At 72.1% G+C, this 24,066-nt stretch carries 22 protein-coding genes; 12 read left to right on the forward strand and 10 right to left on the reverse strand.

Annotation, left to right across the window (positions count from 1 at the left end; genetic code table 11):
• Positions 1-246, forward strand: a complete 246-nt coding sequence (locus LNW72_RS04870) for a helix-turn-helix transcriptional regulator (protein ID WP_250974220.1) — start codon at positions 1-3, stop codon at positions 244-246.
• The gene (locus LNW72_RS04875) at positions 243-1,214 is read left to right on the forward strand and encodes an NAD(P)-dependent alcohol dehydrogenase (RefSeq protein WP_250974221.1); all 972 of its coding nucleotides are present in this window, start codon (positions 243-245) and stop codon (positions 1,212-1,214) included. Before LNW72_RS04870 ends, LNW72_RS04875 begins: the two co-directional genes overlap by 4 nt.
• A gap of 251 nt (positions 1,215-1,465) precedes the next feature.
• On the opposite strand, the gene glgC is transcribed toward LNW72_RS04875, so the two are convergent.
• Together glgC and glgA are read right to left on the reverse strand one after the other, a co-directional pair.
• Positions 1,466-2,683, reverse strand: a complete 1,218-nt coding sequence (gene glgC, locus LNW72_RS04880; RefSeq protein ID WP_308401880.1) for a glucose-1-phosphate adenylyltransferase — start codon at positions 2,681-2,683, stop codon at positions 1,466-1,468.
• A 39-nt stretch (positions 2,684-2,722) separates the two neighbouring features.
• The gene (glgA, locus tag LNW72_RS04885; protein ID WP_250974222.1) at positions 2,723-3,922 is read right to left on the reverse strand and encodes a glycogen synthase; all 1,200 of its coding nucleotides are present in this window, start codon (positions 3,920-3,922) and stop codon (positions 2,723-2,725) included.
• A gap of 342 nt (positions 3,923-4,264) precedes the next feature.
• Here glgA and pgm point away from each other — a divergent pair, with 342 nt between their 5' ends.
• On the forward strand, positions 4,265-5,920 hold the full coding sequence (pgm, locus tag LNW72_RS04890; RefSeq protein ID WP_250974223.1) for a phosphoglucomutase (alpha-D-glucose-1,6-bisphosphate-dependent): 1,656 nt from the start codon (positions 4,265-4,267) through the stop codon (positions 5,918-5,920).
• A gap of 97 nt (positions 5,921-6,017) precedes the next feature.
• Positions 6,018-7,217 carry a serine hydrolase domain-containing protein gene (locus LNW72_RS04895; RefSeq protein ID WP_250974224.1) on the forward strand — a complete coding sequence of 400 codons (1,200 nt, stop codon included), beginning with the start codon at positions 6,018-6,020 and terminating at the stop codon, positions 7,215-7,217.
• 80 nt (positions 7,218-7,297) lie between these two features.
• Here LNW72_RS04895 and LNW72_RS04900 read toward each other — a convergent pair whose 3' ends face one another.
• On the reverse strand, positions 7,298-8,140 hold the full coding sequence (locus tag LNW72_RS04900) for a hypothetical protein (protein WP_250974225.1): 843 nt from the start codon (positions 8,138-8,140) through the stop codon (positions 7,298-7,300).
• A gap of 624 nt (positions 8,141-8,764) precedes the next feature.
• Between LNW72_RS04900 and LNW72_RS04905 the strand changes: the two genes are divergently transcribed.
• The 3 genes from LNW72_RS04905 (at position 8,765) to LNW72_RS04915 (ending at position 12,350) form a co-directional block, all read left to right on the forward strand.
• Positions 8,765-10,543, forward strand: coding sequence for a diacylglycerol kinase family protein (locus LNW72_RS04905; protein WP_250974226.1), 1,779 nt, complete (start codon positions 8,765-8,767; stop codon positions 10,541-10,543).
• Positions 10,479-11,432 (forward strand): YihY/virulence factor BrkB family protein, encoded by a 954-nt coding sequence (locus LNW72_RS04910; protein WP_250974227.1) that lies wholly within the window; start codon positions 10,479-10,481, stop codon positions 11,430-11,432. Before LNW72_RS04905 ends, LNW72_RS04910 begins: the two co-directional genes overlap by 65 nt.
• An 84-nt stretch (positions 11,433-11,516) precedes the next feature.
• A complete protein-coding gene (locus LNW72_RS04915; protein WP_250974228.1) occupies positions 11,517-12,350 on the forward strand; it encodes a phosphatase PAP2 family protein in 834 nt (277 codons plus the stop codon).
• Positions 12,351-12,930: 580 nt separating this feature from the next.
• On the opposite strand, the gene LNW72_RS04920 is transcribed toward LNW72_RS04915, so the two are convergent.
• Positions 12,931-13,782, reverse strand: a complete 852-nt coding sequence (locus tag LNW72_RS04920) for an LLM class flavin-dependent oxidoreductase (RefSeq protein WP_250974229.1) — start codon at positions 13,780-13,782, stop codon at positions 12,931-12,933.
• A gap of 224 nt (positions 13,783-14,006) precedes the next feature.
• Here LNW72_RS04920 and LNW72_RS04925 point away from each other — a divergent pair, with 224 nt between their 5' ends.
• The 3 genes from LNW72_RS04925 (at position 14,007) to LNW72_RS04935 (ending at position 16,140) form a co-directional block, all read left to right on the forward strand.
• Positions 14,007-14,444 (forward strand): SRPBCC family protein, encoded by a 438-nt coding sequence (locus LNW72_RS04925; RefSeq protein WP_250974230.1) that lies wholly within the window; start codon positions 14,007-14,009, stop codon positions 14,442-14,444.
• A 53-nt stretch (positions 14,445-14,497) separates the two neighbouring features.
• Complete coding sequence (locus tag LNW72_RS04930; protein ID WP_285369282.1) at positions 14,498-15,451, forward strand: ribokinase; 954 nt, start codon at positions 14,498-14,500, stop codon at positions 15,449-15,451.
• A gap of 68 nt (positions 15,452-15,519) precedes the next feature.
• Positions 15,520-16,140 (forward strand): RraA family protein, encoded by a 621-nt coding sequence (locus LNW72_RS04935; RefSeq protein WP_250974232.1) that lies wholly within the window; start codon positions 15,520-15,522, stop codon positions 16,138-16,140.
• Between the two features lie 15 nt (positions 16,141-16,155).
• Here LNW72_RS04935 and LNW72_RS04940 read toward each other — a convergent pair whose 3' ends face one another.
• The gene (locus tag LNW72_RS04940) at positions 16,156-16,548 is read right to left on the reverse strand and encodes a hypothetical protein (protein WP_250974233.1); all 393 of its coding nucleotides are present in this window, start codon (positions 16,546-16,548) and stop codon (positions 16,156-16,158) included.
• Positions 16,549-17,096: 548 nt separating this feature from the next.
• A complete protein-coding gene (locus LNW72_RS04945) occupies positions 17,097-17,645 on the reverse strand; it encodes a DUF892 family protein (RefSeq protein ID WP_250974234.1) in 549 nt (182 codons plus the stop codon).
• 243 nt (positions 17,646-17,888) lie between these two features.
• Between LNW72_RS04945 and LNW72_RS04950 the strand changes: the two genes are divergently transcribed.
• Together LNW72_RS04950 and LNW72_RS04955 are read left to right on the forward strand one after the other, a co-directional pair.
• Positions 17,889-18,728 (forward strand): YhjD/YihY/BrkB family envelope integrity protein, encoded by an 840-nt coding sequence (locus LNW72_RS04950; protein WP_250974235.1) that lies wholly within the window; start codon positions 17,889-17,891, stop codon positions 18,726-18,728.
• 25 nt (positions 18,729-18,753) lie between these two features.
• Entirely contained in the window at positions 18,754-19,089 is a 336-nt protein-coding gene (locus LNW72_RS04955) for a hypothetical protein (RefSeq protein WP_250974236.1), read from the forward strand.
• A 43-nt stretch (positions 19,090-19,132) separates the two neighbouring features.
• On the opposite strand, the gene LNW72_RS04960 is transcribed toward LNW72_RS04955, so the two are convergent.
• From LNW72_RS04960 to LNW72_RS04975, 4 genes are all read right to left on the reverse strand, one after another.
• Positions 19,133-20,719, reverse strand: a complete 1,587-nt coding sequence (locus LNW72_RS04960) for a DHA2 family efflux MFS transporter permease subunit (RefSeq protein WP_250974237.1) — start codon at positions 20,717-20,719, stop codon at positions 19,133-19,135.
• A 250-nt stretch (positions 20,720-20,969) separates the two neighbouring features.
• Positions 20,970-21,350, reverse strand: coding sequence for an RNA-binding S4 domain-containing protein (locus LNW72_RS04965; protein ID WP_250974238.1), 381 nt, complete (start codon positions 21,348-21,350; stop codon positions 20,970-20,972).
• 45 nt (positions 21,351-21,395) lie between these two features.
• On the reverse strand, positions 21,396-22,736 hold the full coding sequence (locus tag LNW72_RS04970; RefSeq protein WP_250974239.1) for a glycosyltransferase family 87 protein: 1,341 nt from the start codon (positions 22,734-22,736) through the stop codon (positions 21,396-21,398).
• A gap of 129 nt (positions 22,737-22,865) precedes the next feature.
• On the reverse strand, positions 22,866-24,017 hold the full coding sequence (locus tag LNW72_RS04975; RefSeq protein ID WP_250974240.1) for a glycosyltransferase: 1,152 nt from the start codon (positions 24,015-24,017) through the stop codon (positions 22,866-22,868).
• Positions 24,018-24,066: the final 49 nt, after the last annotated feature.

Consider the following 24,066-nt stretch of genomic DNA (forward strand, 5'->3'; position numbering starts at 1 on the left):
GTGGGAAAGCCGACCAAGGTCACCAACGACATCCGGCGCCTGCGGTTCGTGAACGCAGAGATGACCCAGGCGGACCTGGCGGACCGCATCGGTGTCACCCGGCAGACCGTCATCGCGATCGAGCAGGGCCGCTACTCGCCCTCCCTCGAAATGGCGTTCCAGATCGCACGGGCCTTCAGGGTGCCGCTCGGCGAGGTGTTCCAGTACCCGGACGACGCACCGGACGACGAAGGAGAGAGACCATGAAGGCGGTCGTTCAGGACACCTATGGATCGGCCGATGTCCTGGAGGTCAGGGACATCGACCCGCCCGTCGTCGGTGACGAGGAGGTGCGGCTGCGCGTGCACGCCGCGAGTGCCGGCATCGGGGACTGGCATGTCATGACCGGCAGGCCGTACCTGATCCGGCTCTTCGGCTTCGGACTGCGCAGGCCCAGGGCCCGCGTCCGCGGCATCGACGTGGCGGGGACCGTCGAGGAGGTCGGCGGGAACGTGACCCGGTTCCGGCCGGGCGACGAGGTCTTCGGCACCTGCGACGGTTCCTTCGCCGAGTACGCGTGCGCCCGGCAGGACCGCATCACGCCCAGACCGGCGAACCTCAGCGCGCAACAGGCTGCGGCCGTACCCGGCTCCGGCGTCGCCGCCCTGCAGGCCCTTCGCGACCAGGGGCAGGTCCAGGCCGGCCAGAAGGTCCTGGTCATCGGCGCCGGAGGGGGCGTGGGAACGTTCGCGGTACAGCTGGCGAAGGCGTTCGGGGCGCAGGTCACGGGTGTGTGCGGCACGTCCAAGGCCGACCTGGTCCGCGCCCTCGGAGCGGACGACGTCATCGACTACACACAGGACGACTGCACGGACGGCACCCGGCACTACGACCTCATCCTCGACACCGCCGGCAACCGTCCACTGTCGCTGCTCCGGCGCGCCCTCACCCCCGAGGGGACGCTCGTCATCGTCGGGGCCGAGGGCGGCGGGCGATGGCTGCAGGGCTCGGACCGCCAGCTCCGGGCGATGCTGCTGTCCCCGTTCCTGCGCCATAAACTGCGCGGCCTCATGTCCGTACAGCGCGAGAAGGACCTGCGGTACCTGGCGGAGCTCATCGAGGCCGGCGAACTCACCCCGGTCGTCGGCAGGACGTACCCGCTGAGCGGGGTCCCCGACGCCATGCGCTACCTGGCGGAGGGACACGCGCGCGGCAAGGTCGTCATCACCCTCTGAACCCTCTCAGCCGCGATCTCAAGTCCCAGGACACACAAGGGCGTTCGGTCGTCCCGGACAGCACGGCCACCGCCCCGATCACGGCATGACGCAGGTCACATCAGGCCAAGAGGTTTGATACCGGCGAACCCGGGCAGCCGAGTGTTCAGAGGCCCCCCTTACCTCGCAGTCCCGGCCCGGCCAGCTCTCCCCCCCTGCTGACCGGGCCGAGCTGTGTCCGCAGCCCGCCCGGCCAGGGCCCGCGCGGCTCGTCAGGGCACCCGCTGGCCCTTGCCCAGGGCCACTATTCCGCCGGCGGAGACGGTGAAGTGCCGGGCGTCGTGTTCGGGGTTCACGCCGATGGTGGCTCCGGCGGGGACGACGACGTTCTTGTCGAGGATCGCGCGGCGGACGACGGCGCCGCGGCCGACCCGGACGCCCTCCAGCAGGACGGACTCCTGCACGACGGCGCCCTGCTCCACGATCACGCCCGGGGCCAGTACGGATCCGGTGACCTGGCCGCTGATGATGCAGCCCGTGCTGACCATCGACTCGCCGGCGATCCCGCCGGCGACGAACTTCGCCGGTGGCCGCTGGGCCTGGTTGGTGAAGATGGGCCACTGCCGGTTGTAGAGGTTGAAGACCGGTTGGATCGATATGAGGTCCATATGGGCTTCGTAGTAGGCGTCGAGTGTTCCCACGTCACGCCAGTAACCGTGGTCCCGGTCCGTCTCACCCGGCACTTCGTTGTCGTCGAAGTCGTAGACCTGCGCCTGGCCGCGCTCGGTGAGCAGCGGGAGGATGCTGCCGCCCATGTCGTGCACGGAGTTCTCGTCCTCGGCGTCGTGCTGGAGCGCGTCGATGAGGACCTTCGTGGAGAAGATGTAGTTGCCCATCGAGGCGAAGACCCGGTCCGGGTCGTCCGCGAGGCCGGGCGGGTCGGCGGGCTTCTCCAGGAAGCCGTCGATGCGTGAACTGCGGTCCGCCGTGGTGATGATGCCGAACGCGGACGCCTGCTCACGCGGCACGCGTATGCCGGCGACCGTCACGCCCGCGCCGGCGTCGATGTGCCGGTCGAGCATCTGCCGCGGGTCCATGCGGTAGACGTGGTCGGCGCCGAAGACCACGATGTAGTCGGGCTGCTCGTCGTGCACGAGGTTGAGCGACTGGTAGATGGCGTCGGCGCTGCCGAGGTACCAGCGGGGGCCGAGGCGCTGCTGCGCCGGGACGGGTGTGACGTAGTCGCCCAGCAGGCCGGTCATCCGCCAGGTGGTCGACACATGCCGGTCCAGGGAGTGCGATTTGTACTGCGTGAGCACGCAGATGCGGTGGATCCCGCCGTTCACCAGGTTCGACAGGACGAAGTCCACCAGCCGGTAGACCCCGCCGAATGGCACCGCGGGCTTGGCCCGGTCCGCGGTCAGCGGCATCAGCCGCTTGCCTTCGCCCCCTGCGAGGACGATGCCCAGCACGTTCGGTCGTCCGCTCACCCTGACCCCCTTCGTCTCCGGCTGCCCGCTGGCAGCCGGTCACTCCAGTACCGACTCGTAGACCTCCACGGTCCTGCGTGCCACCGCGTCCCAGCCGAATTCCGTCACGGCCCGCCGCCGCCCCGCCTCCCCCATCGCCCGCGCCCGGGCGCCGTCGCCGACGACCTCGTTGACGGCGGCCGCCAGCGCGGCCTGGAAGCCGCGCGGATCGGCCTCCTCGTACGGCACCAGCAGCCCCGTACGGCCGTGCTCGACCACCTCCGGGATGCCGCCGACGGCAGAGGCGACCACCGCCGTACCGCAGGCCATGGCCTCCAGATTGACGATGCCGAGCGGTTCGTAGACCGACGGGCAGACGAACACCGCCGCGTGGGTGAGGAGTTGGACGACGTCGGGGCGGGGCAGCATCTGCGGGATCCACAGCACGCCGTCGCGCCGCTCCCGCAGCTCGGTGACCAGGGAGCGGAACTCCGCGTCCAGCTCCGGGGTGTCGGGCGATCCCGCGCACAGCACGAGCTGGGTACCGGGGGCGAACGCACGCGCCGCGCGCACCAGGTGCGGTACGCCCTTCTGCCGGGTGATCCGGCCGACGAAGAGGACGAACGGCCGGGCCGGGTCGATACCGAGGCGCTCCAGGACGTCGACCCGCGGGTCGGGCCGGTACAGGGCGGTGTCGATGCCGTTGTGCACCACGTGGACCCGGTCGGGATCCACCCGCGGGTAGCAGGCGAGCACGTCGGCGCGCATGCCGTGGGACACCGCGATCACCGCGTCCGCCGCCTCTGCGGCGGTGCGCTCGGCCCAGCTGGAGACCGCGTAGCCGCCGCCCAGTTGCTCCGCCTTCCAGGGGCGCAGCGGCTCCAGGGAGTGGGCGGTCATCACATGCGGGATGCCGTGGAGCAGTTTGGCGAGATGGCCCGCCATGTTGGCGTACCAGGTGTGCGAGTGGGCGAGGTCGATGTCCGTCACGGCGGCCGCGATGGACAGGTCCACCGACAGCGTCCGGAGCGCGTTGTTGGCCCCGTCCAGTCCGGCGGCCGCCCGGTGCCGTACGAGGCCCGAGGCCTTGTCCGCGACGTCGTCCGGGCCGTCGTCACCGGAGCCGGGGTCGTCGACGCTCCAGCTGTGCACGGTGAGATCGACGAGACCGCGCAGTTCCCGTGCGAGGAACTCGGCGTGCACCCCGGCTCCGCCGTACACGTCCGGCGGATACTCGCGCGTTAACAGCCCGACCTTCACCGTGTCCCACCTCTCCGCTGATCACCCGGTGTCCTGGGCGTTGCCGTCCGGGGCCCGCTCCGCTCCGGCATCAGCGGGGCCGGCCCGGGATGCGGCGATCGGTGCAGGCCTCGTAGCCCTCTTCTGTACCGGATCGTCAGGCGGCAAACGTCACGGGGTCCGCCGACAGGCGGCCGCGGGCGGCTTGTCCCGCGACACGGCAATGGTCCGGTGGCCGGTGGAGTGCGCCCTCTCGCGCCGGGCACGGAGAATGGGAACAATGCCGAACGACGCGGAACGCCTCCCACCACGGGCACGGGCCCACAGTGGCGGGGCGGACCCGCACCCGGAGGAGAGAGCCAGATGCCGCACGAGCGCGCCGGACAGCCCGCACAGCCCGCCGACCTGGTCGACGTGGCCCGGCTGGTGACCGCGTACTACACGCTCCGACCCGACCCGGGCGAGGTGGGCCAGCGGGTCGCGTTCGGGACCTCGGGCCACCGCGGTTCGTCGCTGGCGGTCGCGTTCAACGAGGACCACATCGCGGCCACCAGCCAGGCGATCAGCGAGTACCGGTCGGGACAGGGGACCGACGGTCCGCTCTTCCTGGGGGCGGACACGCACGCGCTGTCCGAGCCTGCGCGGGCCACCGCGCTGGAGGTGTTCGCCGCCAACGACGTCACGGTGCTGATCGACAGCGCGGACGGCTACACGCCCACCCCGGCGGTCTCGCACGCCATCCTGGTGCACAACCGCGGTCGCACCTCGGGGTTGGCGGACGGCGTGGTCGTCACGCCCTCGCACAATCCGCCGGCCGACGGCGGCTTCAAGTACAACCCGCCGAACGGCGGTCCCGCCGGTTCCGAGGCCACGTCCTGGATCCAGGACCGGGCGAACGAACTGATCGCGGGCGGCCTCAAGGACGTCCGACGGATCCCCTACGCCCGCGCGCTCGCCGCCGGCACCACGGGCCGCTACGACTTCCTCACGCACTACACCGACGACCTGCCCGCCGTGGTGGACCTGGAGGCCGTCCGGGCGGCCGGCGTGCGGATCGGCGCGGACCCGCTGGGCGGCGCGTCGGTCGCGTACTGGGGCCGGATCGCGGAGCGCCACGGGCTGGATCTGACGGTCGTCAATCCGGACTCCGACCCGACATGGCGCTTCATGACGCTGGACTGGGACGGCAAGATCCGGATGGACTGCTCGTCACCGCACGCCATGGCCTCGCTCATCCGGCGGCGCGACGACTTCCAGGTGTCCACCGGCAATGACGCGGACGCCGACCGGCACGGCATCGTGACCCCGGACGCCGGCCTGATGAACCCCAACCACTACCTCGCCGTCGCCATCTCCTACCTGTACGAGCACCGCGGGCAGTGGCCGTCGGACGCCGGTATCGGCAAGACCCTGGTCTCCTCGTCGATGATCGACAAGGTGGCGGCGGGCCTCGGCCGGAAGCTGGTGGAGGTACCGGTCGGCTTCAAGTGGTTCGTGGACGGGCTGCTGGACGGCTCGTTGGGCTTCGGCGGCGAGGAGTCCGCCGGCGCGTCCTTCCTGCGCCGCGACGGATCGGTGTGGACCACCGACAAGGACGGCATCCTGCTCGCGCTGCTCGCGGCGGAGATCATCGCCGTCACCGGCCGCAGCCCGTCGCGGCACTACGCCGACCTCACCGCGCGCTTCGGCGAGCCCGCCTACGCCCGGATCGACGCGCCGGCGACCCGCGAGCAGAAGGCCGTCCTCGCCTCGCTCTCCCCCGAACAGGTCCCGGCGGGCGAACTGGCCGGTGAGCCGGTCACGTCGGTCCTCACCGCGGCACCCGGCAACGGTGCCTCGCTGGGCGGCCTCAAGGTCTCCTCCGACAACGCCTGGTTCGCCGCCCGGCCGTCCGGCACCGAGGACGTGTACAAGATCTACGCGGAGTCCTTCCACGGTCCTGAACACCTCGCCAAGGTGCAGGAGGAGGCGAAGGCCATCGTGTCCAAGGCGCTGGACGACGCCTCCGGAAAGGCCTGACGCGCACCCACCCACAGCAGCAGTGACGCGCACCCGTCCTGTGACCGGAGTCGACCACCGCCGGTACTCATCCACCGGCTGACGAAGGGAACCATCCTTGAGCGGCAGCGGACTGTCCGGGGAACGGCTCGACCGGATGCGCGACGTCATGTCCGGCTACGTCGAACGCGGTGACGTACCGGGGCTCGTGACGCTGGTGCACCGGCGCGGTGAGACACGGGTCGAGGCGCTCGGCACGATGGCCGCCGGTGGCACCGTCCCGATGGGCCGCGACGCGATCTTCCGGATCGCGTCGCTGACCAAGCCCGTCACCGCGGTGGCCGCGATGATCCTGGTGGAGGAGTGCCGGCTGCGGCTGGACGAGCCGGTGGACCGGCTGCTGCCGGAACTCGCCGACCGCAGGGTGCTCCGGCGGCTCGAAGGGCCGCTCGACGACACCGTTCCGGCACGCCGGCCGATCACCCTCCGGGATCTGCTGACGTTCCGGCTGGGGATCGGAGCGGTGCTCGCTCCCCGGGGGACCCACCCGATCCAGCGGGCGATGGACGAGGCCGGCCTCTCCCCCAGTCCGAACCCGCCGGCGATCGATCCCGACGAGTGGATGAAACGGCTCGGCGCACTGCCGCTGGTCCATCAGCCGGGCGAGCGCTGGATGTACCACACGGGTTCCGAAGTGCTGGGGGTGCTGATCGCACGCGCCGCCGGCCAGTCGTTCGCGTCCTTCCTCAGCGACCGGATCTTCGATCCGCTCGGCATGCGGGACAGCGCGTTCCAGGTGCCGCCGGAGAAGCTGGACCGGCTGCCGCCGAGTTACCGGGCCCGTCCCGCGACCGGCGAACTCGTGCTCCAGGACGATCCCGCCGACAGCCGCTGGGGCCGTCCGGTGGCGTTCCCGTCGGGTGGTGGCGGGCTCGTCTCGACGGCCGACGACTACCTGGCCTTCTGCCGGATGATGCTGGACCGGGGGCGGCACGGCGGCGGACGGGTGCTGTCCCGGCCCTCGGTCGAACTCATGACCAGCAACCATCTGGCAGCGGAGCAGCGGTCCGGAACCCGCAGCTTCCTCGGTCCCGACGAGGGCTGGGGTTTCGGTGTCTCCGTCTCCGTGCGGCGCTCCGATCTGGCGACGACCCCGGGCCGGTTCGGGTGGAACGGCGGCACGGGCACCTCCGCCTACTCGGACCCGGGGGAAGACCTCGTCGGCATTCTGCTGACCCAGCGCCACATGGACTCCACCACTTCTCCCGCGGTCTTCCAGGACTTCTGGACCTCGGCGTACCGGGCGATCGACGACTGAGCCGCGGGGTCGTCACCCCGCAGCCGCGCCGGCCCTCCGCTTGCTCACTCAGTACCTGGCCGACGTGGGCAGCCGGGGACCTACTGGGTGACGGGCTCGCTCTGCTGCGGGGCCTCGACGGCCGCGGTGACGGTGGTGCCGGCCGGGACGGACTCGTAGTAGACCGAACGGGACTGCTTGGAGCGCAGGGCCGCGGACTTGCGGACCAGGCCCTCGAGCGCGGTGCGCACGCTCATGATGGTGACGGAGCGCTCCGGCGTCGAGATGGCGGTGGCGACCTCCGCCGCCGAGGCCGGGCCGCCCTGCTTGACCAGGTAGTTCTCGACGACCTTCACGAGCTTGTCCGCCTTGGGGGCGGCCGTCTTGGCGTCGGCCGCCTTCGGAGCGGCGGTCTTCGCGGTGGCGGTCTTCGCCGGCTTCGCGGTCGTGGACTTGGCCGTGGCGGCCTTCGTCGCTGCGGCCTTCGCCGGCTTCGCGGTGGCGGTCTTGGCCGGGGTGGCCTTCGCGGTCGCGGTCTTGGCGGGCGCCGCCTTGGTGGCGTGCGCGGCGTCGGCCACGGCGCTCTTCGCGTCGGTCTTGCGGCCGCGGCCGGCACGGCCCTGGGTCGGGACCGACTTGCGCGCGGTACGTCGCCTGGCGCCGGGCACCTTCGCCGACTTCGTGTGCGGCGCGACGTGCGCTTCCGGCTCGGTCTTCTGCGGTTCGCCCTGTTCGGAGGCGGAGTGCTGCTTCGTCGCGCCGACGGCGCTCTGCATGCTCAGCAGCATTTCACGGTCCTGGACGAGGACCTCCAGCTCCTTCTGGAGCACGTCGATCTGCGCGAGAACGCGGTCGCGGTCACCGTCGTTCTGCCGCAGATCGGCGGCGACGCGGGCTTCGTACTCGCCCTGCAGACTCTGGCTCTTGGACATGACGTCCGACATGGACACCACTCGCCTTTCGTTGCTCACTTCGCGTCATTGATGACCGTGATGGTAGCCATCAACGTATGAGGGGATATTCGAAACGGACGCTCACATCACGTCCCCGTGGTCCGGGCCGGACCGAGCTGCGCCGACATCCGTATGAGTAAGACCATCCCAGTCAACGTCCGCGAAAGCCAACTCGGTTCCCCGGATCCCGTCCGGGAGGTTACATCTTTCGGGCGCGGGAGGATAGGAGCAGCGTCCCCCGTTGACCTGGAAGTGTGGCGGCCCGGATGGCGAATTCCTTTCGCCCCGGCGGGAGTTGCCGCACTCGGCCGGGTACCGTCCGGCCGGTCCCGCGGCGCCCCGCGTTCGCGCCGCGCGGGAGAAACTCGGCGAACAGTTCGAGTTCGCTCCCGCTCTCCCCGCGGCGGATCCGCGCTTCCCGCACTTGCCTTCCCGGACCGTTGACGCCCTCTCCGGCGGGGCGCGATCCTGGAGTGACGCGAGTGAAAGGACACATCGTGTTCGAGCGTTTGCACAACTTATAGAGCGGCGAAAGGGCCGAGTGCCACGCCAATCGGGAGCGGAACACCCGGCCGCGGCAGGAGTTGTTCGGCCGGGACGGGCAAGAAGCCGCCTATGAGACCAAGCGACGAAGTGGCCGCGCGACGCGTCGGCATGCTGCTCGTGATGCACGGCGCGCTGTTGATGGGCTTCGGCCTGCTGCTCACCCGATGGCTGGTGAAGGTCCCGCCGTTCACCTCGGAGGACGCGGTCAACCGGGCCTTCGCCGCGCACCGGTCGGCGGGCTGGAACAGCGTCACGTACTGGCTGTCCCAGCTGGGCAACACCCATGCCGTCGTGCTGATCACGGCGGTGTCGGTGGCCCTGCTCCTGCTGCCGGTGTACGGGCGGCTCAACCGCGAAGCCCTGTTCCTGGGCGCCGCGGTGGCCTTGCAGTCGGTGGTCTTCCTCATGGTGACCGCGGCCGTCGACCGGGCCCGTCCGGACGTGGCACACCTGGATGTGGCCCCGCCGACGTCCAGTTTCCCGTCAGGTCACACCGGTGCCGCGACGGCGCTGTACGGCGGTCTGGCCGTTCTCGTCCTCCTCCGGTTCCGCGGAACCTGGCGCTTCGTGCCGGCCGCGGTGCTGTTCGCCGTTCCCGTCCTGGTCGCGGTGGCGCGCCTGTACCGGGGGATGCACCATCCCACCGATGTGGTCTTCGGCCTGCTCAACGGGGCCGGGATCCTGCTGGTCATGGGGCGTTCGCTGCTGCCCGCGCGCGCCCAGCCGCACCTGCCGGGACAGGCCGGGACTGACACCTCTCCGGATGCGACTGCCGTCGCCCGGTACGGACGGCGGGCCGCCGTGGTGGTGAATCCGACCGTCGTGGACGACGAACTGCACGACGCGATCCGCCGCACGCTGGGGCGGTACGGCTTCGAGGACGTCTCCTGGCACGGGACGACCGAGGAGGACCCGGGGAACGGCGCCGGACGGCGGGCCGCGCTCAGGAAACCCGACCTGATCGTCGTGTGCGGTGGGGACGGCACGGTGATGGCCTGCGCCGACGGCCTGGCGCACAGCGGTATCCCGGTCGCCGTCCTGCCCTGCGGCACCGGCAACCTGCTGGCGCGCAACCTCGGTTACCCGGCCGATCCCATCGCCGCGCTCGTCGCCGCGCTGGAGGGCACCACCCACCCCATCGACCTCGGGACCGCCGACGGTGACGGGATCTCCGGGGCCCGGTTCGCCGCCATGGCAGGCGCCGGGTTCGACGCCGCCGTGGTCGGGGACGCGTCCTCCCGGATGAAGGCGGGCATCGGCTGGGCGGCCTATCTGGTGTCCGGGGTGCGCCATCTGCGCGATCCCGGGATGCGGCTGACGCTGCGGCTCGACGGCGGACCGGAGCTCGGCCGCCGGGCACGGATGGTGCTGGTGGGCAACGTCGGCACGCTGCAGGGCGGCGTACCGCTGCTCCCGGACGCGCGGCCGGACGACGGGCTGTTCGACGTCGTGCTGCTCAACCCGGCGGGACCGCTCGGCTGGCTGCTCGCCGCCACCCATGTGCTGACTCGGCCGCACCACGACGGGACGCCCCGGCCACCGGGCCGCGGTGGACGGTTCGCCGACGGCGCGCTGGAGTACTTCACCGCACGGCGCATCGAGATGACCTTCGAACATCCCCAGGAACGGGAGTTGGACGGTGAACCGGTCGGTCCCGGCGTACGCCTGGTGATCGAGGTCGATCCGGGCGCCCTGCTGATGCGGCTGCCGGCGACCTCACCCACGGCATCGTCCTCGGCGCCGGCGGGCACCGAAGAACCGGCAGCCCTGACAGGAGCACACGATGGGTACGGCAACACGAGTTCCGCAGACCCGCGACATCACGGGCGACGAGCTCTCGGGCGATGAGGCCTGGGCCACCCTGCGCCGCTACGGCGGATGGCAGCTGGTCCGTGACGCCTTTCTGCGGTTCCGGTACGCCGACGGGTTCAGCCACGCGCGGGCACTGGCACTGCAGACGGTCCTGTCGCTGGTGCCGTTCGCCATCGCCGTCGTCGGGCTGTCCACGGTGCTGCACGCCGAGGGCATCGGGCGGGTGGCCGAACTCACCGTGCTGCGCATGTCGAGCGGTCCGAGCTCCGATGTCGTGCAGAACGCCCTCGCCGACAGCCGCCGGCACGCCGACGAGGGCGGACAGCTGGCACTGTGGTTCGGTCTGCTGTTCGCGCTGGTGAACGTCACCACCGCGATGAGCCAGATCGAACGCGGCGCCAACCGCATCTACGGCGTGGAGCGCGACCGGCCGTTCCACCTGAAGTACCGGCGCGGGCTGGTGATGATGCTGCTCGCCGGACTGCCCCTGGGGCTGGGTTCCATCCTCATGGTGGGCGGCGCCGACATCGCCGGGGCGGCGGCCCAGGTGTACCACTGGACGCCGGACCAGACGACGGCCTGGAACCTGTTGCGCCGGCCGGTGGGCATCCTTCTCGCCCTGTTCTCCGCCTCCGTCGTCTTCCGCAGTTCGCCGCGCCGCCGGCAGCCCGGCTACACCTGGCTGGCCTTCGGTGCGGCCGTCTACCTGGCGCTGTGGACCCTGCTGACCTGGCTGCTCAGCCTGTACGTCGAGTTCAGTAGTTCTTTCAACTCCGTGTACGGCCCGCTGAGCGCCTTCATCTCACTGCTGCTGTGGTCCTATCTGACGGCGATAGCGCTCTTCATGGGCATCGCGTTCGCCGCCCAGCTGGAGGCGGTCCGCGCCCGCGTCAAGGAGCCGGTTCTCCAGGATCCGGGGGTCTGAGCGGTGCGGCGCCGGAACCCGGCCGGGCCGGCCTCTCGCCCCGGCACTGATGATTCCCGGCCGGAGCGGGTAGCCGTCACCGGCATGAGGGCACTGTCGCGATTCCCCGGAAACCTGATCCGCCGGCTGCGCGGCGCGGACGAGCGCCTCGGCGTACGGCTGCTGGTCACGGCGGCGGTGTGCGCCGTCGCCACCGTGCCGTTCGCCTTCGTCCTGGTCCTTGTGGAGGCCCACTGGGGCCCGCTGCACCGCGCCGACCGGAGCGCGGCCGAGAACCTGCACCGGGCGGCGCTGGACCACCCGGCATGGGTGACGGTGCTGCGCTTCCTCACCAACGGACCGTGGTCGCCCACCGTCATGCGGCTGCTGGTGGCCGCGGTCGTGGTGTGGCTGCTGTACCGCCGGGCCTGGCGACTGGCCGCCTGGGCCGCCGTCACGTCCGCCCTGAGCTCCCTGGTGGGAGTGATGGTGAAGACCGCGGTGGAACGCGCCCGCCCGCAACTGCCGGACCCGGTGGCCCACGCCCCCGGCTATTCGTTCCCCTCCGGCCACGCCATGACCGCCACGACGTCCTGCGGAGTGCTGCTGCTCGTCCTGCTGCCCCTGGTCCCCCGCGGCCTGCGGGCGCTGCCGTGGGCGGCGGCGGTGATCTCCGTGGTCGGGGTCGGCTACACCCGGGTCGCCCTGGGCGTGCACTGGGCGAGCGATGTGGTGGGCGGCTGGCTGCTCGGGCTGGCCGTGCTCGCCGCCACCACCGCCGCGTTCCAGACCTGGCGCCAGGAGGCGGGCCTCGCCCACACCTCACCGGCCCAGGGCCTGGAACCCGAACTGGACACCCCCCACACCGCCCCCGAGCCGGCCCTCCACCTCGGCCACCACCCCGCGCCCCCGTCGGCGGAGGACGACCCGCGCCCGTGAGCGAGGGCGGCACCGTCGCGTCGTGGGCCGGCTCCCTGCCGGGGACCTCACCGCAGACCTCCTGGATCATGATCGCGTTGAGGCCGTGCGCCTTTGCGGACCTGGCGATGGCGGCGGCCTTGAGCTGCGGCTGATTGCGGTCCGGGCAATAGGCGCTGGCCCCGTCCGCGGCCAGTGAGCCGGGGTAGTCCCCGCCGGCCTCTCCACAGATGTTCCAGGTGGCCGCCCGGACCGTTTCGAACGCGTAGGCGTCGTGGGTCGCGTCGCCTGCGACGGTCACCGCGGCGGCCTGAGCGGTGGGCGCCGGTGGTCCGCCCGGTATGCCGACGACGAGCGCGGCGGTCGCCACTACCGCCGCGATGGTACGGACCCGCCAGGGCCGGTGCGGCGCACGGTGTGAAGGCCGAAGGAGCATGGGTGATCCATTCCGCGCGACTGTCGGACCGCGGATGAGAAGGGGACGGGCCGGCAACGGGCCGTACAGCCGCCACGGGCCCCCTGACCTGCCGGGGGAACGGTCGGCGCCGTTCCCAGCCCCGGGCGGGCCGGGAACGACACTCACGAAGCAGCGGGCGGAACCTCAGAACAGGGTGTCGGTGAAGCGGTCGATCTGGTCGGGGTCCGGGGACCAGCAGTAGAGGATCACTTCGTCGGCGCCGAGGTCGGCGTACGCACTCACCGCGGCCTTGATCTCCTGCGGATCGCCCAGCAGACCGTCGGCGAAGTGGGTGGCGTCACCCAGGAACGCGTAGTAGCGGGCGACGTTCTCGCGGGCCTCCGCGACCACCGCGTCCGGTCCGATGGCGACGTTGACCTGGGCCACCAGCCGGGGCGACGAGGTGCGCCCGGCGTCGCGCCAGGCCTGTTCCGCCTGGCGGAACAGGCGGTCGGTGAAGTGCGGTGAGGGCGCGGCGCCGAGGAAGCCGTCACCCCAGCGGGCGGCGCGGGCGAGCGCGGCGGGGGTGAAGCCGCCGAAGAGCACTTCGGGGCCGCCGGGGGTCGCGGGGGCGGGTCCGATCGGTCCCACACCGTCGCCGTAGGGCTCGCCCGCCCAGAGCCGGCGCAGTACCGCCATCTGCTCGTCGAGCCGGCGGCCGCGCCGGTGGACGTCGACTCCGGTGGCCAGGTAGTCGTCCTCCCGTCCGCCGATCCCGATGCCGAGGGTGAAGCGGCCGCCCGAGAGGCGGTCGAGGGTGGCGGTCTGCTTCGCCAGCAGAGCGGTCCGGTGCAGGGGTGCGAGCAGTACCTCGGTCTGAACCCGGATGCGGTGGGTGGCGCCGGCGAGGGCGGCGAGGGTGATGAGTGGTTCGGGGTTGTCGTGGACCAGCCGGTCCAGCAGTCCGAGGGTGGTGAAGGGGCCGGCGTCGGCACGACGGGCCCAACTCAGCAGCCGACCGGGGTCGTCGACGGGAAGACCGAGACCGATGTTCATGCGGGACTCCTCAGAAAGGGCGGACGAAATCGATGCCGCCCCTCCGTGATCTCGCACGAGCGATGACGTGCGGGCGCGCTCCCGTTTGCGGCGTACTTCCAGGGAGCGGTGCTCGGAGTCCGGCCATCCTAGGGGAAGCCGCGAGGGTGAGTACGGCGCGGGACGGGATCAGGACACGACGGCGGGTCCCGGCGCCCGTGGGCGCGCTCGCATAGGGTCGCGTGGTGGCTTTGATCAGGATCGAGCGCTCGTCCCCGCTGCCCGTCGAGGAGGTGTGGCGGCGGCTCACCCACTGGGAGCGGCACGCGGCCCATGTGCCGCTGACCAGGATCACCGTCACGACCCCGCCACCCACGCGACTGGGCACCGTCTTCGTCGCGCGTACCGGCCTGGGCCCTGTCGGGTTCGACGACCCCATGGAGGTAGTGCGCTGGGAACCGCCCGCGCCGGGTGGCACCGGCCGTTGCCGGCTGGAGAAGCGCGGCACGGTCGTCGTGGGGTGGGCCGAGATCGAAGTGGGCGCGCGGGACACCGGATCGCGGATCGTGTGGCGGGAGGATCTGCGGGTACGGAGACTGCCGCGGCTGTTCGACGGCCTGACGGTGCGGTCCGGCCGGCTGATGTTCGGCCGGGCGATCACCGGACTGCTCGCGGAGGCATAGCCCCGGCGCTCCGGGGCGGCCCGGTCGCGACGACGAAGAGAAGGACATCGGTGATGGACGAACGGCTGGTCGTGGTGGGCAGTCTCAACATGGACCTCTCGGTCACGGTGCCGCGGCTCCCCCGGCCGGGCGAGACGGTCTCCGGTGCCGATGTCGTGCGGGGGCCCGGTGGGAAGGGCGGCAACCAGGCGGTCGCCGCGGCGCGGCTCGGCGCACGGGTCCGGCTGGTCGGACTGCTCGGGGACGACACCCATGGCGTCGAACTGCGGGCGGCCCTGACGGCGGAGGGGATCGACGACAGCGCGGTGGGCACCCTCCCGGACACTGCTTCCGGACTGGCGCTGATCGTGGTGCAGCACGACGGCGAGAACACCATCACCCTGTCCCCCGGCGCCAACCACCACCTGGACGAAGCCACGTTGCGAAGCCTCACGGAGGGGACCGTCGCGAACCGCGCCGACACCGTCCTGCTCCAGCTCGAAGTGCCGCTGCCCACCGTACTGGCCGCGGCCCGTGAGGCGCGCGCCGCCGGGGCGCTGACCGTGCTCAACGCCGCTCCGCTGCCCGGTCCCGGCCCGCTGCCGGCCGAACTGCTGCGCGCGGTCGATGTCCTGATCGTCAACGAGACCGAGGCGGCCGGGCTGCTCGGCCTCCCGGACGGACCGTCCGCGGGCCGGGACGAGGACTGGACGGCGCGCGCCGAGCGGCTGCGTCTGCTGGGACCCGGGACCGTCGTGGTCACGCTCGGCGCCGCCGGCGCGGTCGCCGCCGACGCCCGGGGCGGGCTCAGCGAACCGGGCTTCCCGGCCGACGCGGTGGACACCGTCGGTGCCGGTGACGCCTTCTGCGCCCAACTGGCCATCGCTCTGGGTCTCGGCCGCCCGCTCGCCGAGTCCGTCCGCCGGGCCTGCGCGGCCGGCGCCGTGGCCGCCACCCGCCACGGCGCGCAGAACGCGCTGCCCACCCGGGCCGAAGTCGACTCGCTGCTCGCGGGAACTCCCCGCTGATCGCGGGCCAGGGGAACGGTTTAGCCTGGGAGCGACCCGAGTCGGGTGCTCCCGAGCGAAGGAAGAACATGAACGGCGTCACCGGATTCACCAGCGTTTCCCCGACCACCCTCGCCGACGTCCTCGGCCGTGAGCAGGTCATGGACATCGGCATTCGCCCGCTGTGGCCGTCCCCGCGGGTCGCCGGCCCGGCGTTCACCGTACGGTGCCCTCCCGGCGACAACCTGATGCTGCACGCGGCCATCCACCGCGCGGAGCCCGGCTCGGTCATCGTCGTCGAAGCGGGTGACGTGGACTACGCGCTCGCCGGCGGAAACGTCTGCGCCGTCGCCCAGCGCCGGGGGATCGCGGCGTTCGTGCTCGACGGTGTGATCCGTGACCTCGCCGAGGTGCGTGAGATGGGCTTTCCCGTCTTCGCCAGGGGTGTCATCCCCATCCCGGGGACCAAGAAGGCCGTTGTGCCGCTCAACGGCACGGTGCGGTGCGGTGGCGTGCGGGTGAGCGCCGGCGACATCGTGGTCGCCGACGAGGAGGGCATCGTCGTCACTCCCGGCGCCCGTCAGGAGCAGGTGCTGGCCGACGCCCGCACGAAGCTGGCCAAGGAGGCCGGTGAGTCCCTCGACGCCTGGGAAGCGGCGCATCGTGCCCGCATCGACGCGATCCTGGCCGAGAACGGCTTCGCGAGCTGACCCGGGCCGTTCGGCTCAGGAGGCCTCGTGCCGCGGCGCGCTGCGCGAGGCCCGGTCCGGTTGGTGTGCGCGGTGCTTCCGGTGCCAGTGGGGGCGGTGGACGGAGACGGTCGTGGCGCGGCGGGTCAGGGCCCCGAGTCCGATCAGCGTGACCGTCCAGGTGCCGACGAAGGTGTAGATCAGCGTCGGTGCGTCCGCGCGTACCGCTTCGATCAGCAGGACCAGGGAGCCGGCGGCCAGTCCGCCGAGCAGCGCCACCAGCCAGCGGACCGGCGGGCGTCGCACCCGGCGGCGGGCGGGGCCGGCCCAACTGACCAGCCTGCGCAGGAACCGGCCCTCACGGCGGAAGTTGACTTCCATGCTGCTGAGGATCCGGCGTTCCTCGTCGGTGAGTTCTACAGCGCCCATCGTGTGGGTCCCTCCCCCGTGCGGCTGAGCGGACTGATGGCGCGGCGGTCCGCACCGTGCTTCCCGGAGGCCGGAGGGGCGGCGCGCTCGGTTGCCGACGCGGCCGCTCCGGGGAGATCGGGAACCTCGACCAGGGCAGGTAAGTCCGGTGTGAGCTGTGAGTGTTCGTCAGCGTCCATGGGGTATCTCCGCGATGTCTGGCCCCCAGGGCGGAGGCCGCCTCGTGCACTCCTTCGTCAACGCCGGCCGCGCTTCCGGCCGGACGATACTCCGTGCTCCGCACCGTGCCGTCATACACCTCGTGGTGGCAGGTCTCCGGCCGGTTCAGCTCCGCACGGGGGCGGAGGTCCGCCGGCCGGCCGGAGAACTCTGTACTGAAGCCGCTTCCCCCGGCGCGGGGCGGCAAACGCCCGGGGCGTGACAGGGCTCCCGCGGTCCACGAGGACCCGAGCGCACCCCACGACGCGCCGCGGACCGGTGCGCTGCACGCTCGGGAGTTCTGGCGTGTTGCGCACCGGTCCGCGGCGGACAGGCGGGAGTTCGGCCCGTCAGAGGCCCGACTTCTCCTGGGGGATGCGTTCCAGCAGCCCGCGCAGGTCGTCCGCGTGCTCCTCCTCCTGCGCGAGGAGCTCCTCGAACACCCGGCGGGTGGTCGGGTCGCCGTTGCCGAGCCACTGGGCGATCTCCGTGTAGGAGGCGATGGCGACCCGCTCCGCCACCAGGTCCTCCTTGATCATGTCGATCAGGCCGAGGCTCGCGTCGTACTCGGCGTGCGAGCGCTTGGTGAGGGTGTCCGGGTCGAAGTCCGGCTCCCCGCCCAGCTGGACGATCCGCTGGGCCAGTTTGTCCGCGTGCGCCTGCTCCTCCTGGGCGTGCTCCAGGAACTCGGCCGCGACGGGCTCCGAGTACAGCCCGGTGGCCGTGAAGTAGTGCCGCTTGTAGCGCAGGGTGCACACGATCTCGGTGGCCAGCGCCTCGTTCAGCACCTGGATGACCCGCTTGAGGTCGGCGCCGTAGGCATCCGTCACCGGCCCCTTCTCGATCTCCTTGCGAGCCCGGCTCCGGAGCGTTTCGATGTCGGTCAGGAACTCCGCCATGTCGTACTACCGTCCTTCGTGATCTGCGGCCAAGACGAACGGGAGACCCGTCCACGCGCTGCGCGTACCCGGCCGTCCCGCCCGGTACGCCCTCCCCGGCCCGAGATCAGCCACCCGGCCCCGGCGTCGCCGGTGGCAGCGGGTCATTCGGCCGAATCCGGCTCCCCCGCCGCGGAACCGCGCACGGTCGTACCGACGGCCGTCGGCCCGTGCACACGCCCGCGGACGGGGTAGCAGACCTCCATGGGCTCGGAGTCCGTTCCCGGCACCCGCCGCACCGCGCACTCCGGCTCGGACGGTCCGTCGTCCCGCCGGGGGCCGAAGGCTGCCCGGGTGCTGCGCCGGATCTGGCGGCGGGGCGTCGAGATAGAGCTGATGCAGCGGTCGATGGGCTTCGCCGCACTCGGCCTGGTGACGCTGATTCCGCTGCTGATCGTCGTCGCGGCGGCGCTGGGGCACAACGGTCAGGGGTTCGTGGCGTGGGTGCGGGACGCGCTCGGGGTGACGGGCGGTTCCGCGCGCGCGGTGGAGAGCCTGTTCAGCAGCCCGGCGCGGGTGCTGAGTACGACGACCGCGCTCAGCCTCGCGTCCCTGGCGGTCTTCGGGCTGTCCTTCATCGCCGCCATCCAGACCGCCTACGAACGCATCTGGGACCTGCCGTCCGCACCCTGGCACGCCACCTGGCGGCGGGCACTGGCTCTCGCGGTCCTGGTCGGCTACCTGCTGACGGCCGAGTACTGCGACCACGTCCTGCAGGACACACCGCTGCAGCCCCTCATCCGCATCGTGGTGACGGCGGTGGGAGGCGTGGCGTTCTTCTGGTGGATGCAGCACTTCCTGCTGTGCGGCCGCATCGCCCGGCGGCTCCTGCTGCCGGGCGCCCTGCTGACCGTGGGCGGGCTGGTCGGGCTCCGGTTCTTCTCCATCACCGTCTTCTCACCGCTGATCGCCAGCAGCGCGGTCTCGTACGGGCCCATCGGAACCGTGCTGATCGTCCAGTCCTGGCTGATCGGCATCGGATTCGTCATCTATGCGGGAGCGCTGGCGGGGCAGGGGCTGTATGAGCGCAAGCGTCCTCAGTGACGTGACCGCGCCACCATCCGACCGGTTGGAGAGGACGACAGTGGAGCGTTGGCAGTACGGCTTTCTGTACATCGGGTACTACGGGCCCCCGGGGGCGGAAAAGGTCTACGAGCTGGTGGTCACCGGCGAAGGAGCGGAGATCGTCGCGCTGGAGGACTCGACGCTCCAGACCCCCACGCTGATCCTGGCCCGGCTCGACCGGCTGGGCGGTGAGGGCTGGCTCCTCGAGGCGCGCGGCGAGGCCGAGTACAGCGCGCGGGGGATGGCACCCGCCTGGATGCTCGACAAGGTCAGGGAACTGGATCCCGGGGGCGAGATGGGGACGTACTCCATCTACACGATGCGGCGGACGCTGGACTGACCGCCGTCGGCCGCTGTCGCGATCACGGCTGGACCGACCGCCGTCAGCCGCTGTTGCACTCGCGGGCGGTCAGCGGCGGGCCGTCCACCGCGCAGTGCATACGGGGCGCGGACGGCTCCTCCTCCTGCGGCGCTGCCGGCACCTCGGCCGGCGGCGCGGTTGGGGTGCGGATCATGGTGGCGGCCAGCACGGCGCCCGCCACGAGCAGCGCCGCCGCGATGATCAACGACAGGTGGAAGCCGTGCGAGAACGCCTCGGGGTCGTCGTAGCTGCGGCCCGACAGTCCGGTGACGGCGGGCAGCGCGGCGATGGCGATGAGGGCGGCCGCGCGGGCGACGGCGTTGTTGACGCCCGAGGCCACGCCGGCGTGCTCGGCGCCCACGGCGTCCAGGACGGTGGCGGTGAGCGGGGCGACCAGGACGGCCAGGCCGAAGCCCAGCACGACGACGGCGGGCAGCACGTCCCGGAGGTAGTCGGCGTCCGGCCCGACGCGGAACATCAGCAGGATCGCGGCCGCACAGATCAGCGGTCCGACCGTCATCGGCAGCCGGGGCCCGATGCGCTGCGACAGCCGGCCGAAGCGCGCGGAGAGCAGGAGCATCATGATCGTGATCGGCAGCATCGCCGTCCCGGCGGCGATCGGCGAGAATCCGGAGACGACCTGCAGCTGGACGGCGAGCAGGAAGAACACTCCGCCGAAGGCTCCGTAGACGGCGAACGTGACACCGTTCGCGGCGCTGAACTGGCGTGAGGCGAACATGGTCAGCGGCAGCATCGGGTGTGCCTGGCGCGCTTCGGCGACGAGGAAGCCGGCCAGGGCGGCGATGCCCAGCGCACCGCTGACGATCACCGTCGGCGACCCGGCCCCGTGCTCCGGGGCGGCGATGATCGCGTAGGTGACGCCCGCCAGTCCGAGACAGCTCAGGGCCGCGCCGAGCACGTCGATCCGGCCGGTGGCCGCCGGATCGCGGGTCTCGGGCACGTGCCGCCGCGAGATGAGGACGACGGCGACGGCGAGCGGGGCGTTGATGAGGAACACCCAGCGCCAGGAGGCGGCCTGGACGAGCCAGCCGCCGAGGAAAGGACCGATCGCGGTGGCGACGCCGCCGAAGGCGGACCAGGAACCGATCGCCCGCGCCCGGTCCTCCGGGTGGAAGGACGCCTGGATCATGGCCAGGCTGCCGGGCATCAGCAGCGCTCCCCCGACGCCCTGCAGCGCTCGTGCCGCCAGCAGCAGGCCGGCCGTGGGCGCCAGCCCGCAGAGCAGTGACGCGGCGGCGAACCACAGGACGCCGACGTTGAAGACCCGGCGCCGGCCGTACCGGTCGCCCAGCGCTCCGCCCAGCAGAATGAGCGAGGCCAGTGCGACGGTGTACGCGGTGACCGCCCATTGCAGGGTGCCGAAGCCGGCGCCGAAGTCACGGCCGATCGCCGGCAGGGCGATGTTGACGACGGTGGCGTCGATACCGGCGAGCGCCGACCCGAGGACCGAGGCCACCAGCACCCACCGCCCGGCGGCCGACCGGACGCGGATCTCCCCGGCCGTCCCGGTCCCGCCGGGCTTCCCGGCCACGCCCGGCTGCCCGGCCCCGTCCGCTTTCCGCCGGGCCGCCCGCGACATCGAGAACATGGCGGGGCCTACCGTTCTGATCCGGGCAGCCGGAGCGGCGCCGCACCCGTGACAGGTGCGGGAGCGGGCACGCGGTCCGGGAACTCGATCGGGTCCGTGATGATCGCCTCCCAGGTCCGCACTGCGCGATCCGGTGGGCCGGGGGCCCGGCCGGCACGACTCACGCTATGTGCGCCGATCTCCCACGGCAAGCGGTCCGCGACCCCTGACGGCCGCCGTGCGGCGGCCGGTGACCGCGTCCCGGGCGTGGTCAGGCGTCGATGTCCCGGAGGCGTTCCAACTCCCGCCGGTCGCGCTTGGTCGGGCGGCCCGCCCCCCGGTCGCGGTGGCCGATCGCCAGCAGGTCCGCGCGGGCGGGCGGCGGCGGGCTGTTGTCGACGAAGCACTCCGCCGCGACGGGCGCACCGACGCGCTTGCGCACGATGCGCGAGACGACCACGATCCGCTCGGCGCCCTCCCCGCGCAGCCGTACCTCGTCCCCGGCCCGCACCGTGTGGGCCGGTTTCACCCGCTCACCGTTGACCTTGACGTGGCCGGCGCGGCACGCCGCGGCGGCCATCGACCGGGTCTTCGTCAGCCGTACGGACCAGATCCAACTGTCGACCCGTACGGTCCCCTCGTCTGCAGCCATGACACGACCTTAAAGCCGGCGCGGCGCGGCGTGGCCCGGATGGGGTCAGCCGCCGCCGACGGCTCCGCTCTCCAGGGGCAGCGGCCGCAGTCCGGCGCGGCGTCCGGTCGTGCGGGAGGTGCGGCGGGCCGGGACCGCCGCACGCCACAGCCTTACGCAGGACAGCAGCGTCGCGGCCGCCAGCAGGCCGTTGCGCGTCACCAGGACGGCGACGCCCTGCCAGGAGCTGTTCAGCACGGCGCCGAAGAACAGCGGGAAGTCCACGGCGGTGACGGCGGTGGCGAGGAGCAGCAGGACCGCCACCGGGCGCTGGGTGGTGCCGCGCACCGTCAGGCACACCGCGGCGAGGGCGATCAGCCAGATCAGGTACTGCGGGCTGATCACCCGGCTGGTGGAGGTGAACAGCAGCACCGCCGTCAGGGCCGCGTCGTAGACGGTGGCCTCGCTCCAGACCCGGGCGCGCCAGCGCCACAGCAGCAGCCATCCGAACGCCACGGCGGTCAGCAGCAGGGAGCCGCGGGCGACGCTGGAGACGTAGGGGCCGAGGAACTCGAACGAGCCGTAGTGCATCCTGACGCGGCCGGGCCAGCCGCCCAGCCGGGCCAGGTGCAGCAGGGTGCCGCCCATCGACTCGACCTCGACGCCCCGGTTTCCCTGCGAGGAGAGGAACCCGAACGTTCCGCGGAAGCCGAGCGCCAGCACCGTCAGCAGCACCGCCGCGGACACCAGCACCGCGCTCCACGCCTCGCGGGTGGACCGGCCCCTGGGGGTGCCGAGCACGATGAGCGCCGGCCATACCTTGATCATCGCGGCGAGTCCGGCGAGGGTGCCGCCGAGCCACGGCCGCCGCCCGATGACCAGCAGGGAGAGCACGGCCAGCGCGGTGACCGCCACATCGAACCGCGCGAAGGGCAGCGCCAGCAGCAGGGGCAGACCACCCGCCCACAGCCAGGCGCCGGCCGCGCTGCCGGGCTCGCCGGCCGGGCCGCCGCCGCGCGCGGCGCGCACCAGGGCCAGTACCACCACGGCGTCGGCCAGCACCATCAGCGCGACGAACCCCTGCAGGTACGACACCACGGGCAGCAGAGTGGGCGCGAGCATGACCAGTCCGGCGCCCGGCGGGTACTGCCAGGTGACGTCCCTGGCCGGGAACGATCCGGCCTCCAGTTCCCCGGCCCAGCGCGTGTACAGCCGGTGCACCTCTTCCGCGATGTCCCCGTGCCCGGTGCGCAGCATGGCCAGCATCACCAGCCGCGAGGCCACCCAGTAGGCCGCCAGCGGCCACCAGCGGGACTCGATGCCGAATCTGCTTCCAGCAGGCGCCGTACGCTCCCGGTCCGTATCGCACGCGCATCCCGTGCACTCGGCCTCACCGCACGACGCCACCCGAACCTCCACAGTCCACGCCACCCGCCAACCACACCACCCCAGACGCTAAAACATCCCAAAAGCTGCCAAAATGACCAACACGCTGAAATCGTTCACCAAAGCCCGGCCGGCTGGGCCGAACAGGCCCTACTCCGCGACCAGACGTTCCAGGAGCGCGACGGCCCGGGTGGCGTCCGGCAGGGCGGCGATCTCGTCCCGCAGGCGTTCGGCGGCCAGCCGGTAGGACGCGTCCGCCAGTACCTCGACGACCGCCTCGCGGACGTCGTCCGGGGTGGCCCGCACGGCGTCGAGCACCCGGGAGACGCCCAGCGCGGTACAACGGGCCGCGTTCTGCGGCTGGTCGGCTCCCATCGGGATCAGCACCGACGGCAGACCGTACGCCAGCGCGCCGATCACGCTCCCGGACCCGCCGTGCGAGACGACCACGTCGCAGTGCGGCAGAAGCGCCGCCTGCGGGACGAACCGCTCGATGCGCACATGACCGGGCTGCGGTCCGAGCTCCGCGGGGTCGATGTCCTTGCCGACCGTCACGACCACGTTGACCGGCAGATCCCGCAGCCCCTCCAGCACCCGCGCGAAGAGATCACCCGACTCCACGTTGAACACGGTGCCGAAGGTGAAGTAGACGGTCGGCGCGTCTCCCAGTTCCCCGATCCACTTCGGTACGGCCTCCTCCGCCGCCGCGTCGAGGCCGCGCGGCCGGAGCGCCTGCCCGGTGGGCGGCAGCGGGAAGTCCGGGTGCCGGAAGCCGGGCGGGAAGGGCGCCAGGACGAGATGGCGGCCGAGCATGTCCAGCCCGGGATCGGCGGGCAGGCCGTGCGCGGCGCGCAACTCGTTGAGCGGTTCCGCGATCAGGTGGTGGCGTACGAACGAGCCCTCGGCGATGACCAGTACGCGTGCGTACGGCAGTCCCAGGCGTTCGGCCACGATCACGCTGCCGAAGTCCATCTCCTCGCACACCAGCAGATCGGGCCGCCACGCGGCGTACAGGCCGACCCCGCTCGCGGCGCGCTCACGCGCCATCCGGCCGGCGAAGGCGTCCCGCAGCACCTGGTCCTCGCGCTCGGTGCTGACCGCGAGCAGCGGCCGCCGCTCCGCCTGCCACTCATGGCCGGCGTCCTCCTCCAGGACGTCGAATCCCGCCGCCGCCACGGTCCTGCCCATGCTGGGGCGACAGGTGAACGCGACCGTGTGGCCGGCCTCCCGTGCGGCGTCGGCGATCGGGATCAGCGGTTCGAAGTGGCCGTTCCCTCCGACGAAGGTGAACAGAATGCGCACGGTGGCGCCCCCTCTCGCTCGCGAAGGTCGACATCATGCCATCGTTCCG

Source organism: Streptomyces sp. RKAG293 (assembly GCF_023701745.1).
Taxonomy (GTDB): Bacteria; Actinomycetota; Actinomycetes; order Streptomycetales; family Streptomycetaceae; genus Actinacidiphila.